Genomic DNA, 15,538 nt, shown 5'->3' on the forward strand with positions numbered 1-15,538 from the left:
GCCCGGCATATCCACTCCGCGTGGATGCCACCCGAATGCCTGCCGACGCCTCGCCGCGGGCATGAGAGAAGATCGAGAACCACATGTCGCCGGCAGAAAATCGGCCAGAAATGACATCCCGCACGTTCGGTGTCGTGGCCACCGCCTACCTGAGCCTGTTCATGGTTTCCGCGGACAATTCCATCATCAACACCGCGGTGCCGCGCATCTCGGCCTCGCTGGGGGCGGGCACGCCGGACGTCCAACTCGCCATCGACGCCTACATGCTGGTCTTCGCGTCGTCCCTCATCGTCGCGGGCAGCGCCGTCGACCGCATGGGGGCCCGCCGCTCCTACGCGGTGGGCCTCACCGTCTTCACCGCCGCCTCGCTGCTGGGCGCGTTCGCGCCCTCGGTGCTCGCGCTGGTGCTCTCCCGCGCGGGCATGGGCATCGGCGCCGCGTTCATCGTGCCGAGCATCTTCGGTCTGTTCGCCGCGGAGTTGACCGACGGCGAGCGGCGGCGCGTCCTCGCGCTGTGGCCGGCCGTCGTGGGGCTCGGGGTGGCCATCGGCCCGGTGCTCGGCGGGCTGCTGCTGACCCGGTTCTGGTACGGATCGATCTTCCTGATCAATGTGCCGGTCGGCGCGATCGCCCTCGCCGGCACGGCCACGCTCATCCGGCGCAGGGAGCCGGTGCCCACCGGGAAGCGCCCGAGCCCCGTCGGGGCGCTGCTGCTGCTAGCCGGGGTCGCGGTGTTCGCCTCGGCGATCATCTTCGCCGCCGACGACCGGCTTCCCGGCCTGCTGCGGCTCGGACTCGGCGCCGCCGGTCTGCTGACCCTGGTCGGCTACACCGTCCACGAACGGCGCACCGACCGGCCGCTGTTCGACCTCGGCTACTTCCGGGAGCGGACGTTCACCGGCGCCGTCGTGGCCATGTCCGGACTGTTCTTCGCCCTGTTCGGCACGGTGTTCCTGGCCGGCCAGTTCACCCAGTACGGCCTGGGCTGGAGCCCCTTGCTCGCCGGCGCCGGGCTGCTGCCGCTGGCGATCGGGCTGACCGTCGCCTCCCTGTCCTGCGTCGCGGTCGTCGCGCGGGTCGGGGCCAAGGCCGCCGTGGCGATCGGGCTCGGCCTCGGCGCCCTCGGCTGCGCCTGCTGCGCCCTGGCCGCCCTCGATCTGCGCTATCCGCTGCTCGCGGCGGGGCTGCTGTGCTGCGGGCTCGGCATGGGACTGTCCGTCGGACCCGCGCTCACGCTGATCGTCAGCGGCCTGCGGCCCTCCGACGCGGGCGTCGGATCGTCCGTGAACGCCATGTTCCAGCAGATCTGCGGGGCCGGTGGCGTCGCCGTGATGGGCCTGGTGTTCACCGCCGGCTACCGGGCGCGGGTCGACTCGGTGCCCGGCCTGCCGGGGGGCGCGGCGGCGTCCGTGACCGAGGGCCACGCCCTGATCGCCCGTGGCGCCGGAGGGGCCACGGCGTGGTTCACCGACGGAGTCGGCTCCGGCCTGCTCATCGCCTGGATCGTCGGCGCGGTGGTGGCCTCGGCCGCCGCGATCACCGTCCTGGTGCTGCTGCCCGCCACCGCCAAGGCCCCCTCCCCCACTCCCAGTTCGCGAAAGGTGAACGCCTGATGACTTCGGAAACCGGCGCCACGCTGTACGCCGCGATCGCCGCGCACGCGATCGACCGTCCCGAGCGGACCGCGCTGTCCCGCGGCGATCACCGGCTGAGCTACCGCGACCTCGCGGCGGCCGCGGACACCCTGGCCGAGCGGCTGCGCGACCTGGGGGCAGGACCGGAGAGCGTGGTGGTCATCGACCTGCCGGTCGGCTTCGACACGGTCGTGGCGATGGCCGCGGTCAGCCGCGTGGGTGCGGCCTTCACCCTGTTGGAGCCCGATCTGCCCGAGGCCCGCAAGCAGTTGATCATCGACGACTGCGGGCCGGCCGCGCTGATCACCGGGGCGGGCCCGGCGCGCGGCCCCCGGCCCGGCCCGCCGCTGGACGAACGGCTGGTCCGGCGCACCTCGCCCGCCGCGTACGTCGCCTACACCTCGGGGTCGACGGGAGTGCCCAAGGGCGTCGTCGTCGAGCAGGCCGCGCTGGACAACCACGTCCGGCGCACCATCGACTGGTACGGCCTGACCTCGGCCGACACCCGGCTGTTCTTCTCCTCCATCGCGTTCGACCTCGCGCTGGAGCAGATCTGCACGTCCCTGGCCGTCGGCTGTGAACTCGTCTTCCGCGACGAGACGTTCGTGTACGGCGGCGCCGAGGAGTTCCTGCACCACTGCCGCCGCCTCGGCATCACCGTGCTGAGCCTGCCGACGGGCGTGTTCAACCGGTTCGGCGCCGAGCTGGCCGGGTCGGCCGGCCACACCGCGCCGGAGCTGCGCCTGGTGATGGCGGGCGGCGAGGCGCCGACGCGGCGCGCGGTGGCGTCCTGGGCGGTCGTCGCGCCGGGCGGCACCCGCGTGGTGAACGGCTACGGTCCCACCGAGACGGCCGTCGTCGTCTGCTACCGGGACCTGCTGCCCGGCGACGCCATCGCGATCGGCGCGCCGATCGAGGGTGTCCGGTTCCGCCTCGAACCGCTGGGCGAGGACGGCACCTCGGCCGGCCTCGTCATCCAGGGCGTCGCGGTCGGCCGCGGCTATCTGGGGCGGGCGGCGTCCTCCCCGGCGTTCCACCTGCTCGACGGGGAGTGGTCCTACCGCACCGGCGACGTGGCGACGGCGCGGCCCGACGGCGGCTACGACCTGCACGGCCGCTTCGACGCGCAGGTCAAGGTCAACGGCGGCTTCCGGGTCGAACTCGGCGAGATCGTCTCGCGCCTGCTGGCCATCGACTTCGTCCTCGACGCGGTGGTCGTGCCGTACGAAGGGGCCGGCGGCCGGCTGCTCGCCGCGTTCGTCCGGCTGGACGCGGGCCGCGCGCCGGGGACGGATCCGGCGGCGGTGATCGCGCGGCGGCTGGCCGACTCCCTGCCCGACTACATGGTGCCCGCGCGGGTGAGCGTGGTGGACGAGTTCCCGCTGACGTCGCGCGGCAAGGTCGATCAGGCCGCGCTCCTGGAGCGCGCCCGAAGCCTGACGGCCCCGGAGGCCGAGGAGGGCGCCGACCCGGCGGATGTCGCCGCGCAGCTGCGGCTCGCGTGGCGGCAGGTCCTCGGCAGCCCGCCCGAGGACGAGTCGGCGAGCTTCTTCGCGGTGGGCGGCGACTCGGTCAGGGCGATCGAGCTGATCACCCAGGTGCGCGACCGGCTCGGCGTGCAGGTGCGCGCCGCCGAGCTGTACCGGACGCCGTCCTTCGACGCGCTGGTGCGCCTGCTGACCGATCGCCGCGAGGGGATCCCGACCGCGCACCACACCACCGGCACCACGCTGGTGCGGATGCGTCCGGCGGGCGAGGACAGGCTGTGGGTCTTCCTGCCGCCGCTGTCCGGCGCCGTCACGCGCTACGCGTCGCTGTCCAGGCTGCTGCCTCCCGAGGACACCGTGTGGGCCATGGAGACCCCGCCGGAACTGTCCGGCAAGGGCATGGCGGCCCTCGCCGACGGGCTGGCCGAGGTGCTGCTGGCGAGCGGCGTCGACGGGTACGGCACCGTCTGCGTGTCCGGGTTCTCGCTGGGCGGCGTGTTCGGCTACGAGGTCGCCCGCCGGCTGCGCGACCGGCTCGGCGACCCGGTGCGGGCCCTGCTCATCGACCCGCCGGACCCGGGCGCGCACCGGGTGAGCGTGCGGGACGCCTTCGACATCTTCGTGCGGGTCGGCTGGTCGATCCCGGTGCCCGCGGAGCGGTTCGTCGACGCGTCCGGCGGGTTCGACCTGGCGGCGGTCACCGCGGCGGCCAAGGACGCGGGGACCCTGGCGCGGGACGCGGGGCAGCGGGAGATCGAGGACGCCTGGGCGGTGTACGAGTCGAACGCGCGGGTGCTGGACGGCCTGGTCCTCGGTGAGCCGGGCGGGCTGCCCGTGCGCATCCTCCAGGGCGACACGGGCGGCGAGATCGACTACGCCCGCCGCGGCCCGACCGCCGTGGCGGCCGGCGGCGACGAGCCGTGGACCGGCGGGCGGGCGCTGGGCCAGTGGCGGGAGATCCTGCCGGACGCCGCCGTGGACCGGCTGCCCGTCGACCACTTCGCGCTGCTCGAATCGCCCAACGACGAGCTGGTCCGGGACTGGCTGGTCGCCCGGGCACAGCACTCGTTGTGAGCCGGACCAGGGGCGGCCGTTACCCTGACCCCCGTCAGTAGTGCATTGAGAAGGGGTGGATCCGGTGGCGGACATCGAGGAAGCGCGCAGGACGTTCGACCAGTTCGACGCGGACGGCGACGGTTTCATCACGGCGGCCGAGTGGAAGAGCGCCATGGCCAAGATGGGCGACTTCTACATGACCGAGACGGTGGCCGAGGCCGTCATCGGCGCGAAGGACGTGGACGCGGACAAGCGGCTGTCCTTTGACGAGTTCTGGGCGAGCCTGAACAAGTAGTCGAGCCTGAACAAGCAGTCGCGGCCGGAGGGGCCCGGCGCATTCGTGCGCCGGGCCCCTCGCCGTGTCCGGGGGTGCCTGCGCCCGCGATCCGGCGGCCCCGCCGGAATACCCCCGCGCTTCCGGAGGTTACCTCCGTATACGCATTGGCCCGCCGAAACACGCGGTGGGCCAACCGGTACGGCAGCGCATCACCAAAGGGGCAGTCATGAAGATCGGCATCATCGGCGCGGGCAACATCGGCGGCAACCTCACCCGCCGCCTGACCGCTCTCGGTCACGACGTCTCCGTCGCGAACTCCCGCGGCCCGCACACCCTGACCGCCCTCGCCGAGGAGACCGGGGCGACGCCCGTCCCGGTGGAGGAGGCCGCGCGCGGCGCGCAGGTCGTCGTGGTGACGATCCCCCTCAAGGCGGTCCCGGACCTGCCCAAGGGCTTTTTGGACGCAGCGGCGAAGGACGTCGTCGTCATCGACACCGGCAACTACTACCCGCAGCAGCGCGACGGCAGGATCGCCGAGATCGAGGAGGGCCTGACCGAGAGCCGCTGGACGGAGCGGCAGATCGGCCACTCCGTCGTCAAGGCGTTCAACGGCACCTACGCCCAGGACATCCTCGACAAGCCGCGGCCCCAGGGCGCCCCGGACCGCGTCGCCCTGCCGGTGTCCGGTGACGACGACGCCGCCAAGAAGGTCGTACGCGATCTGCTCGACGAACTCGGCTTCGACACCGTCGACAACGGCGGCCAGGACGAGTCGTGGCGCCAGCAGCCGGGGACTCCCGTGTACGGCAACACCGGCGGCGTCGAGGCGATCCGCGAGGCCCTGCGGGCGGCCTCCCCCGAGCGCACGGCCGAGTGGCGCGCCTGACCTTTCCGCCGGGACGCCGCGGCGCCCTAGGGCGAGGCCCACTCCCGCAGGGCGTCCTCGCTCTCGAAGCGGGCGACGTTCTTGTCCACCGGTGACGACGTGTACTGGTGGAACGTCCACGGCGCCTTGATGCGCGGCTTCCCGGCGCTCACGTAGTCGGCGATCCACAGGCCGTCGCCGGCATACGACGTCGTGTCGTGGTTGAGCCAGAAGTCGCGGTTGCAGTAGAGCAGCACCCGGTGGTCGGGACGGAGCCGCTTCACCTCCCGGATGAAGCGGTCCTTCTCGCCGTTGGTCGCGCGGGTGTGGTCGCCCGTCCACTCCCAGTCCACCGCGAGCAGGTCCCCCTTCTTCTCGGGGGCCCTGGCGACGAAGTACTCGGCCTGGGCCTTGATGTTCCCCGGCCACAGGAAGTGGTAGTAGCCGACGACGCAGTCGCCGTCGCGGGCCAGCTTCGTCTGCTCGGCCAGTCTCGGGTTGACGTACGAGCGCCCCTCCGTCGCCTTGACGAAGACGAAGCAGAGGCCGTCGGTGTCGAACGTGGTCTGGTGGGAGCTGACATCGATGCCGCGCAGCATGACGGCCTCCGGTGGGCGAGGGTACGGTGGGGGGGTTTGCGAACTGCCCCTTTTGTGCCCGGTGTCGGCATGCGTCAACCGTCAACCGTCCATCTGTCAACGGAAGATGCCGGTGTGCCCCAGTGAGTAGCGGCCCGGCTGCGGGTAGACGGCGAGGCCGTGCGGGCCGCTGCCGACCGGGATGCGGCCCAGCTCGACCCCGGTGCGGGTGTCGATGGCGTACACCTCGGAGTCGTAGCGCCCGGACAGCCACAGGGTGTTGCCGTCCGCGGAGACACCGCCCATGTCGGGGCTGGCGCCCCGGGAGAGCTTCCACTTCTTGGTGAGCCGGTTCTTCGGGAAGTCGAAGACGGAGATGGTGCCCTCGCCGCGGTTGGAGATGTACATCTCCTTGGAGTCGCGGCTGACGTAGAGGCCGTGGCAGCCCTTTCCGGTCGGCAGCAGCTTCGGCTCCGTGAACTTCTCGCCGTCGAGGACCCACATGCCGTGCGCCATCATGTCGGCGACGTAGAAGGTCTTGCCGTCCGGGGACATCTTCACGTCCTGCGGCATGGCGCCCTTGAAGGGGATCTTCCGCTGGCCGACGACCTCCATCTTCTCCGTGTCGACCTTGAGCAGCTCACCGGAGAACTCGCAGGAGACGATGAAGTAGCGCCCGTCCATGGAGAAGTCGGCGTGGTTGACGCCCGCGCAGGTGACCGGGACCGTCTTGACGCGGTTCATGGTCTTCGGGTCGCGGAAGACCAGCTCGCGGTCCATGGACGCCATCACGACGGCGTGCTTGCCGTTCGGCGTGAAGTAGAGGTTGTAGGGGTCGGAGACCTCGACTGTGCGGCCCGGCTTGCCGGTCACCGGATCGATGGCGGTGAGACTGTCGCCGAGGTCGTTGTTGACCCAGAGCGTCTTCATGTCCCAGGAGGGGACGACGTGCTGGGGCTGGTCGCCGACCTTGATGGTCTCGACGACCTTGAACTTCTCGGGGTCGATGACGGACACCGTGTCGGACTCGGTGTTCGGGACGTAGACGCGCGACAGGAACTTCCTGGCCACGGGCGCCAGGGCGTTCGGGCGGTCGGCGGCGTAGGCGTCCTTGGGGTCCAGGACCGGCGGCATGCCGGGCAGGCCGCGGATCGCCTTCGGCCTGGCGGGCTCGCGGGCGCCCTTGGTGCCGAGGGCCTCGTCGGACCGCTCGTCGGTGCCGCAGCCGGCGAGGGCGGCGAGCACCGCGCCCGCGGCGAGGACGGCGGCGGCGCGGGTGGTCAGGTTCAGTGCGATGCGGGACATCAGGTCAGCAGCTCCGTGGTCGTCACCGCGCGCAGGCCGCGGCGTTCCAGTTCTTGCAGGACGGCGGGGAGCGCGGCGACGGTGTCCGCGTACCCGAAGTGCAGGCTCACCACGGATCCCGCGCGGACCTCGGCGGCGATCTTGCGGGTGACGGCCGGGGCGCCCGGCGAGGTGAAGTCGAGGGAATCGACGTCGTAGGACAGGACGTGCGGGTAGCCGGCGCGGTGGGCGAGCCGTTCGACGAGGGGGGTCGCCGTGCGGGCCCGCGAGGGGCGGAACCAGGTGCCGATGGAGCCGGTGAGGCGGCGCAGCCGCTCCGCGCAGCCGGTGATCTCGGCGTAGGCGTCGGCTTCCGGCATGGCGTTGACGTCGAGGTGGTGGAGGGTGTGGTTGCCCAGGTCGTGGCCGCCGTCGAGAATGCGGTGGGCGAGGTCGGGGTGGGCGTCGAGCCAGCCGCCGACAGCGAGCACGGTGACCCTGGCGCCGGCCCGCTCCGCCTCGGCGAGCAGCGCCCTCGCGATGGCGGGGTCGCCCTGCCCGTGAAAGGTGAGGGCGACCTCCGGGCGCTTGCGGGGCCCGTGCTCGATCTGCCCGGGCAGATCGGGGAAACGACGCGGCGCGGGGGCGGCCGGCGGCGCCTTGGCCACGGACGAACGCTCCCGCGCGGGCACCCTCGGGCGCCCACTCCCACACCCACCGAGCAGCGCGACACCGGCACCCGCGGCAGCGACCGACACCCCGCCCCACAGCACCCCACGCCGCCCGGGCGGGGGCGACTGGGGCGAGCCTGAGACGCACGGGACAGCTGGGTCCACCGGGGCAGCTGGGGCGGGCGGCGCGGACAGATCGAGCGGCACGGCTGAGCCCTGCGGCTCGGCCGGGATGGGCGGCCCGGACAGGGCGACCGGCATGACGGGGGCAGACGGCGCGGCCGAGACGAGCGGGGCGGCCGGGGTGGGCGGCGCGGTCGAGGCGAGCGGGACTACTGGGGCAGGCGGCGCCGCTGAGCCCAGCAGGGCGGCCGACGCGGGCGGCGCGGGCTGGGTGACTGGGGCCACCGGGCCGGCTAGGGCGGGCGGTGTGGCGGAGATGGGCGGCATGGCTGGGGCCGGCGGGCCACCCGTGTCGGCCCTCGCGTTCGGCGGTTCCTGGTCCGGGAGGCCCGCGGCCCTCGCATGCGCTGTCACGCGACCATTTAATGGGCCTGGTGGGCGATTCGCGGTGATTGACCCGCTTCGCACCCTCGCTCAGCCGGGAGGCCGCCCGTTCGGGAGCCACCGCAGGCCTTGCTTATCGCCAGTCGTAGCCGCCGCTCGTCCACCGTTTTCCAGGCAGGTGTCCCATCTCACCAAGGATTCACCTCTAAACTGTCACTTCTTGTCCCTATATGCCCGGATAGGGGGTTTTGGATCGTCGGCCCCCGTCTGCCATAGTCGGGGACGCGACCCCCATTGACCCGGGCTCAGGTCGTCCGGCGGCCGTGGTCACACCCCCTCGTCCACGCCGCTTCCCGAAAGCCCCCGCCGTGCCCGACCGTGGCCCGCAGGGGGCTTTCGCGTGTCCGGGGGCGGACGTCAGCGGTCGGCGACCCGCATCTCGAACCACGTCGTCTTGCCGCGCGGGAGCAGGTCCACGCCCCACCGGTCGGAGAGCTTGTCGACGAGGAAGAGGCCGCGGCCGCTCAGGTCCGTCTCCTGGACCGGCATCAGACAGGGCAGACCGCGCGAGGGGTCGCGGACCTCGACGCGGATCCAGCCGCGCCGCCGGTGCATGCGCAGCCCGAAGACGCGGGCCCCGGTGTGCCGCACGGCGTTCCCGACGAGTTCGGAGACGAGCAGGACGACGTCCTCGGTGAGCTTCGCGGAGAGGTGCCAGTGGCGCAGGACGACGACCTGGGCGAGGCGGCGCGCGATGGCGGCCGACTCCGGGCGCGAGGGCAGCGGCACTTCCGCGTCCGTCGGATTGCCGAACAACTCCAGCGCTTTCAGCGCGTGTTCGTCCTCCACCGCCGGCGACCAGCGTCCCGCGGTCGCACTCGGCTGCCGCCGCGGCCGTTCGTAACCCTCCAGCCCCGCCATCCCCCCATCATGGCCGCCCGGCGTGCCCGCCGGGGCCGTTCCGAAGGAATAAGCCCCCCGGAACCAACCGTTCCGGGGGGTTGAGTAGGCATATGCCAGCGGCAGAAATGAGCCGCGAGAGCGGCCCTGACCTGCGGCGACCGCCGCTCCTGGGTGATCCCTCGCGGCCTGGGCCGGAGGGAGAGGAGTTTTCGTCAGGGCACCCGCGAACCGCCCCTTAGAGGGACGGCCCGAGCTGACCGGGAAGACCCAACTGGGCGTAACAGAAAGGCAGTTCGAACGAAACCGCTCAGAGGAACTTCGCCTTGCCCGGCCCCTCCTCGACGAAGCTCCGCATGCCCCGCTCCCGGTCCTCGGTGGCGAACAGACCGGCGAACCACGTGCGTTCGATGGCCAGGCCCGTGTCGATGTCCGCCTCGAGACCCGCGTCGATGGACTCCTTGGCGGCGCGCAGCGCGATGGCCGGCCCGCGCGCGAGCCGCGCGGCCCAGGCGTGGGCCTGCTCGTACACCTCGGCGGCGGGCACCACGCGGTCCACCAGGCCGATGGCGAGTGCCTCGGCGGCCTTGACCTGGCGGCCGGTGAAGATGAGGTCCTTTGCCTTGGCCGGGCCGACCAGGCGGGCCAGGCGCTGGGTGCCGCCCGCGCCGGGGATGAGGCCGAGCAGGATCTCCGGCTGGCCGAGCTTGGCGTTGTCGGCGGCGATGCGGAAGTCCGCGCAGAGCGCCAGCTCGCAACCGCCGCCGAGCGCGTAGCCGTTGACCGCGGCGACGACGGGCTTGGGGATGCGGGCCACGGCGGTGAAGGACTCCTGGAGGGCCCCGGAGCGCGCGATCATCGCCGCGTGGTCCATGGCCTGCATCTCCTTGATGTCCGCGCCGGCGGCGAACACCTTCTCCCCGCCGAAGATCACCACGGCGCGCACGTCGTCACGGCGCGTGGCCTCGGCGGCCAGCTCCTTGAGGCGGTCCTGGGTGGCGATGTCCAGGGCGTTCATCGGGGGGCGGTCGAGGCGGATCGTGCCGACGCCTTCGGCGACTTCGAGGTGTGCAGTCATGACAGGCACGTTAGCGGCAGTTAACGCCGAGGGACCCGGTGCACTTGGTCACAGTGCGCCGGGCCCTCACTCACTCCGTAACGGGGGTGGCGTCAGGCCTTCCACTGCTCCCACGGCATGTTCCAGCCGTTGTAGCCGTTCTCGGGCTGGATGGTCTTGTCCGCGGAGTTCTTCACCACGACGACGTCACCGATCAGCGAGTTCTCGAAGAACCATCCGGCGGGCGTCTTCTTGCTGTAGCCGCCGCGCACGTCGCTCAGGCCGATGCAGCCGTGGCTGGCGTTGGTGTTGCCGAAGGCGCCGCCCGACCAGTAGTTGCCGTGGATGAACGTGCCGGAGGTCGACAGGCGCATCGCGTGCGGGACGTCCTTGATGTCGTACTCGCCGCCGAAGCCGACGGTCTCCCCGTTCATCCGGGTGACCTGGAGCTTCTCGCTGATGACCATCTGGCCGTTGTACGTGGTGGTGCCGGGCGCGCCCGCGGTGATCGGGATCTTCTTGATCTGCTCGCCGTCGCGGACGACCCTCATCTGGTGCGTCTTGGCGTCGACGGTGGAGACCTGGCTGCGGCCGATGGTGAACTTCAGCGTCTTGGTCTGCTCGCCGTAGACGCCGGGGCGGCCCTCGACGCCGTCGAGGTTGAGCTTGACGGTGACCTTCGTGCCGGCCTTCCAGTACTTCTCCGGGCGGAAGTCGAGGCGGTCGTTGCCGAACCAGTGGCCCTCGACCGGCACGGACGGCTCCGTCTTGATCTCGATGGCCTTCTCGACGGCCTCCGGTTCGGTGATGCCGCGCGTGAAGTTGACCGAGAACGGCATTCCGACGCCGACCTTCGAGCCGTCCTCCGGTGTGAACTGGCCGATGAAGGTGTTCTGCGGGGTGAGCGTGGTGAAGGTGGTGTCCTTGGCCGACGCGCGGCCCTCGGAGTCCTTCGCCACCGCGTGGACCTTGTACTTCGTGGCCGCCGCGAGGTGGTGCGCGGGCGTCCAGGCCGTGCCGCCCGAGGTGATCTTGCCGGGGACCGGGTTGCCCTTGCCGTCCTCGACCCGGACCTGGGAGAGCTTGCCCTTGTCGGCGGCTATCTTCAGGGCGCCGCTGGTGGCCACCGACTTCGAACCGTCCTTGGGGGCTATCGTCACGACGGCCGTCGACGGCGCGTTCTTGTCCGCCGCGTCCTTGCCGTCGCCGCCCGCGTCCGAGCCGCCTCCCCCGCCGCACGCCGCCACCATCAGCAGCGCCGCCCCCGACAGCGCCACCGTCAGGCCCCTGGCGCCCCTTCGCCGCGCGCGCGTGCGCGCGCCAACCGACGTCCCCGATATCGGTCGCCCGTTCACGATGTTGTCTCCCCTCGCACGGCCTGGATCCAGGCCCGCACCCCAGTGCACCTGCGCGTTTCGGACACGCGCAAGCGATAGATAACCACACGGCTCCGGGCGATGACTCCCCGCCAATGTCACCGTTGCGTTCCAACTGCGCGTGGGGTGCGGAGGGACCTCGTTCAGCCGTTGTTCACCCAGTCCTTCCACTCCATGTTCCAGCCGCCGAGGCCGTTGTCGGGAGCGACTTTCTTGTCATCGCTGTTGACCACCTCCACGACGTCCCCGATGAGGGTCCGGTCGAAGAACCAGCCCGCGGGGGTCTTGGAGCTGCCGCCCTTCACGTCGCGCAGGCCGACGCAGCCATGGCTGACGTTGGTCTCGCCGGGGGCCTCGGGCGCCCAGTAGTTGCCGTGCAGGAAGGTGCCGGAGCTCGTCAGGCGGATGGCGTGCGGCACGTCGGGGATGTTGTACTCGCCGCCGAAGCCGACGGTGCGGCTGTTCATGCGGGTCACCTCCAGCATCTCCGTCACCACCATCTTCCCGTTGTACGTGGGTGTCTTGGGGGCGCCCGCCGTGATCGGCACCGTGGAGATCAGCTCGCCGTCGCGGCGCACCTCCATGGTGTGCTCGGCGGCGTCGACCAGGGACTCCTGGTGGCGGCCGACGGTGAACGTGAACGTCTTGTCCTGGAGGCCGTAGACGCCGGGCGCGGCCTGGACGTCGCGCAGCCGCAGGCCGACGGTCACCTTGGTGCCGGGCTTCCAGTACTTCTCGGGGCGGAAGTCGACCCGGCTCCTGCCGAACCAGTGCGGGCGGATGTCGACCGCGGGGCGCGCGGTGACCTCGATGGCGCGCTGGACGGCCGCGCGGTCGACGACCTCCTGGTTGAACTCCAGGGAGATGATCATGCCGGTGCCGACCGTGGAGCGGTTCTCCGGCGACGCGTACGCGACGAAACGCTCGGCGGGGACGGCCGTGCGGAAGGTCGTGTGGCGCGCGGCGCGGCGGCCGTGGCCGTCCAGGGCGACGGCGTCGACCTTGTAGGTGGCGGCGGTCGCGAGCGGGCCCTTGTCCAGGGGCCGCCAGGTGGTGCCGTCGGCGTCGATGCGGCCGGGCACGTCGAACTGCCGCGCGTCCTGCGTCCGGACCACCTTGACCGACTCCAGGCGGCCGCCGGGCACCCGCACCTGGAGCCGTTCGTCGGGCTTGACCCCTTTGCTCTCGTCGTCGGGCGTCACCCGGATCACGTCCGCGGGCGAGCGCGGTTTGCCGAGGACCTCGTCGAACCCGCCGGCGCAGCCCGCCGCCCCGGCCAGCAGGCCTGCCCATGTCACCGCCGCGGCCAGCGCGGCCCCTGCGCGCCGTGCGCGCCTCGCAACCTGTCTCACGTGGGGCCCAACGACCGGCGCCGCCCGGGGAAACGTGAGTGCGACCCGCGCGCTGGGCAGAACAGTGGGGAGGACGACGTAGGGGGAGCCGCGGCCGGGACGCCGTATGCCCTTCTTCGAGCGTCGGCCGACGAGGCCGCGGGAGGCTGACAGGTGTCGAGCGCATCCGAGCAAGGGGCAGTGCGGGAGGCACGGGCGAAGGGGCGCGCCGCGCCCGAGCGGCCGGCGCCGGCGGTGAACGGGAACCGGCGGCCCACCGCGCGCGCGGTGCCCGCGCGGCCGGTGTGGCCGGGGGCGCCGACGCCGCTCGGTGCCCGGTTCCGGGTGGGGCCGGACGGGGTGGCGGGCACCAACTTCGCGCTGTGGGCGGGCGGGGCGGAGTCGGTGGAGCTGTGCCTGTTCGACGCCCGGGGCGGTGAGACACGCTGCCCGCTGACCGAGCTGACGCACGAGATCTGGCACGGCTTCGTGCCGGGGGTGCGGCCCGGGCAGCGGTACGGCTACCGGGTGCACGGCCGCTGGGACCCGTGGACGGGCGCCCGCTGGAACCCGGCGAAGCTGCTCCTGGACCCGTACGCGCGTGCGGTGGACGGGGACTTCACGCTGCCCGCCGAGGTGTACGGGCATGTGCGCGACTGGCCCCAGCAGCATGTGGCGGACACCGTGCGCGACGAGCGGGACTCGGCCCCGTACGTCCCCAAGGGCGTGGTGGTGCACGACGACGCGCCGGACGACGAGTGGGCGGACGACCGCCGGCCGAAGACGCCGTGGGCGGACTCGGTCATCTACGAGCTGCACGTACGGGGCTTCACCAAGCTGCATCCGGAGATTCCCGAGGAGCTGCGGGGCACGTACGCGGGTCTGGCGCACCCGGCGGCGCTGGAGCACCTCGTACGGCTCGGGGTGACGGCGGTCGAGCTGCTGCCCGTGCACCAGTTCGCGCACGAGGACCATCTGCTCCGGCGCGGCCTGCGGAACTACTGGGGCTACAACTCCATCGGCTACTTCGCGCCGCACGCGGCCTACGCGGCGTCGGGGACGACGGGGCAGCAGGTCGGCGAGTTCAAGCGGATGGTGCGGGCGCTGCACGGGGCGGGGATCGAGGTGATCCTCGACGTGGTCTACAACCACACGGCGGAGGCCGGTGAGCTGGGCCCGACGCTGTCGCTCAAGGGCATCGACAACCGCGGCTACTACCGGCTCCGGCCCAGCGACGCCCGGCGGTACACGGACTACACGGGCTGCGGGAACACGCTCCAGGTCGTGCAGCCGCACGTGCTGCGGCTGATCACGGACTCGCTGCGGTACTGGGTGACGGAGATGGGCGTGGACGGCTTCCGCTTCGATCTGGCGGCGGCCCTCGCGCGGTCCTTCCACGACGTCGACATGCTCTCGCCGTTCCTCGCGGTGATCGCGCAGGATCCGGTCCTGCGGCGCGTGAAGCTGATCGCCGAGCCGTGGGACGTGGGTTCGGGCGGCTACCAGGTGGGGGCGTTCCCTCCGCTGTGGACGGAGTGGAACGACCGTTACAGAGGTGCGGTGCGGGACTTCTGGCGGGGCGCGCTGCCCGACGTACGGGATCTGGGGTACCGGCTCTCGGGCTCCAGCGACCTGTACGCGTGGGGCGGGCGCAGGCCGTACGCGTCGGTGAACTTCGTGACGGCGCACGACGGTTTCACGCTGCGGGACCTGGTGACCTACGAGCGCAAGCACAACGAGGCCAACGGCGAGGGGAACCGGGACGGCTCCGACGACAACCGCTCCTGGAACTGCGGGGCGGAGGGCGAGAGCGACGACGCGGACGTCACCGCGCTGCGGCGGCGGCAGCTGCGCAATCTGATGACGACGCTGCTGCTGTCCACCGGGGTGCCGATGTTCGTCGCGGGCGACGAGATGGGGCGCACGCAGGCAGGCTCGAACAACGCGTACTGCCAGGACAACGCGACCAGCTGGGTGGACTGGGGGCTGCGGGAGGAGCCCGGCTGGCGCGAGCTGTTCGCGCTCACCGCCCGGCTGATCGAGCTGCGGCACCGGCACCCGGTGCTGCGGCGGCGGGCGTTCTTCTCCGGGCGCGCGCACTCGGCGGACGGCCTGCGGGACCTGGCCTGGTTCACGCCCCGGGGCACGGAGATGACGGAGGCCGACTGGTTCGCGCCGGCCGCGACGCTCGGCATGTATCTGTCCGGGCGGGACATACCCGGCCGGGACGCCCGGGGGGCGCCGGTGGTCGACGACAGCTTCCTGGCGGTCCTGCACGCGGGGGAGCGTCCGGCGTGCTTCGTGCTGCCGGGGCCGCCGTGGGCGTCGTCGTACGAGGTCGTCGTGGACACGTCGCTGGAGGAGCAGGGGGCGCCGCCGGGCACCGTGCACCGGGCGGGGGCCGCGGTGACGGTGCCGGGGCGGGCGGTGTGGCTGCTGCGGGTCCGCCCCACCTGACAGGGCTGGTCCGGACCTACGTATTGCCCAGGCGTCGCCCGCGCCCCCAAGCTCGGCT

At 72.2% G+C, this 15,538-nt stretch carries 12 protein-coding genes; 5 read left to right on the forward strand and 7 right to left on the reverse strand.

Annotation, left to right across the window (positions count from 1 at the left end; all coding sequences use genetic code 11):
• The first annotated feature begins 110 nt into the window (after positions 1 to 110).
• The 4 genes from ACZ516_RS21725 to ACZ516_RS21740 all read left to right on the forward strand — a co-directional run bounded on the left by ACZ516_RS21725 (position 111) and on the right by ACZ516_RS21740 (position 5,340).
• Positions 111 to 1,613, forward strand: coding sequence for an MFS transporter (locus ACZ516_RS21725; RefSeq protein ID WP_361086280.1), 1,503 nt, complete (start codon positions 111 to 113; stop codon positions 1,611 to 1,613).
• Positions 1,613 to 4,195: an AMP-binding protein gene (locus tag ACZ516_RS21730; protein WP_469011405.1), complete on the forward strand. Its 2,583-nt coding sequence runs from the start codon at positions 1,613 to 1,615 to the stop codon at positions 4,193 to 4,195. Before ACZ516_RS21725 ends, ACZ516_RS21730 begins: the two co-directional genes overlap by 1 nt.
• A 64-nt stretch (positions 4,196 to 4,259) precedes the next feature.
• Positions 4,260 to 4,472, forward strand: coding sequence for an EF-hand domain-containing protein (locus tag ACZ516_RS21735; protein ID WP_358582359.1), 213 nt, complete (start codon positions 4,260 to 4,262; stop codon positions 4,470 to 4,472).
• Between the two features lie 208 nt (positions 4,473 to 4,680).
• Complete coding sequence (locus ACZ516_RS21740) at positions 4,681 to 5,340, forward strand: NADPH-dependent F420 reductase (RefSeq protein ID WP_469011406.1); 660 nt, start codon at positions 4,681 to 4,683, stop codon at positions 5,338 to 5,340.
• 26 nt (positions 5,341 to 5,366) lie between these two features.
• Here the strand turns inward: ACZ516_RS21740 and ACZ516_RS21745 are convergent, their stop codons facing one another.
• The 7 genes from ACZ516_RS21745 to ACZ516_RS21775 form a co-directional block, all read right to left on the reverse strand.
• Positions 5,367 to 5,918: a glycoside hydrolase family 25 protein gene (locus ACZ516_RS21745; RefSeq protein WP_469011407.1), complete on the reverse strand. Its 552-nt coding sequence runs from the start codon at positions 5,916 to 5,918 to the stop codon at positions 5,367 to 5,369.
• Positions 5,919 to 6,014: 96 nt separating this feature from the next.
• Positions 6,015 to 7,202, reverse strand: a complete 1,188-nt coding sequence (locus ACZ516_RS21750) for a YncE family protein (RefSeq protein ID WP_358582364.1) — start codon at positions 7,200 to 7,202, stop codon at positions 6,015 to 6,017.
• On the reverse strand, positions 7,202 to 7,849 hold the full coding sequence (locus ACZ516_RS21755) for a polysaccharide deacetylase family protein (RefSeq protein WP_469011408.1): 648 nt from the start codon (positions 7,847 to 7,849) through the stop codon (positions 7,202 to 7,204). The genes ACZ516_RS21750 and ACZ516_RS21755 overlap by 1 nt, the downstream gene beginning before the upstream one ends.
• Before the next feature lie 927 nt (positions 7,850 to 8,776).
• Entirely contained in the window at positions 8,777 to 9,385 is a 609-nt protein-coding gene (locus tag ACZ516_RS21760; protein ID WP_469011603.1) for an ATP-binding protein, read from the reverse strand.
• Between the two features lie 184 nt (positions 9,386 to 9,569).
• A complete protein-coding gene (locus tag ACZ516_RS21765) occupies positions 9,570 to 10,337 on the reverse strand; it encodes an enoyl-CoA hydratase/isomerase family protein (RefSeq protein WP_358582371.1) in 768 nt (255 codons plus the stop codon).
• Between the two features lie 92 nt (positions 10,338 to 10,429).
• Positions 10,430 to 11,671, reverse strand: a complete 1,242-nt coding sequence (locus ACZ516_RS21770) for a L,D-transpeptidase (protein WP_361086263.1) — start codon at positions 11,669 to 11,671, stop codon at positions 10,430 to 10,432.
• Between the two features lie 164 nt (positions 11,672 to 11,835).
• Positions 11,836 to 12,990, reverse strand: coding sequence for a L,D-transpeptidase (locus tag ACZ516_RS21775; RefSeq protein ID WP_361086260.1), 1,155 nt, complete (start codon positions 12,988 to 12,990; stop codon positions 11,836 to 11,838).
• Positions 12,991 to 13,197: 207 nt separating this feature from the next.
• Here ACZ516_RS21775 and glgX point away from each other — a divergent pair, with 207 nt between their 5' ends.
• Positions 13,198 to 15,480, forward strand: coding sequence for a glycogen debranching protein GlgX (glgX, locus tag ACZ516_RS21780; RefSeq protein ID WP_361086257.1), 2,283 nt, complete (start codon positions 13,198 to 13,200; stop codon positions 15,478 to 15,480).
• Positions 15,481 to 15,538: the final 58 nt, after the last annotated feature.

The sequence above is a fragment of the Streptomyces sp. NPDC034037 genome, from assembly GCF_055575715.1.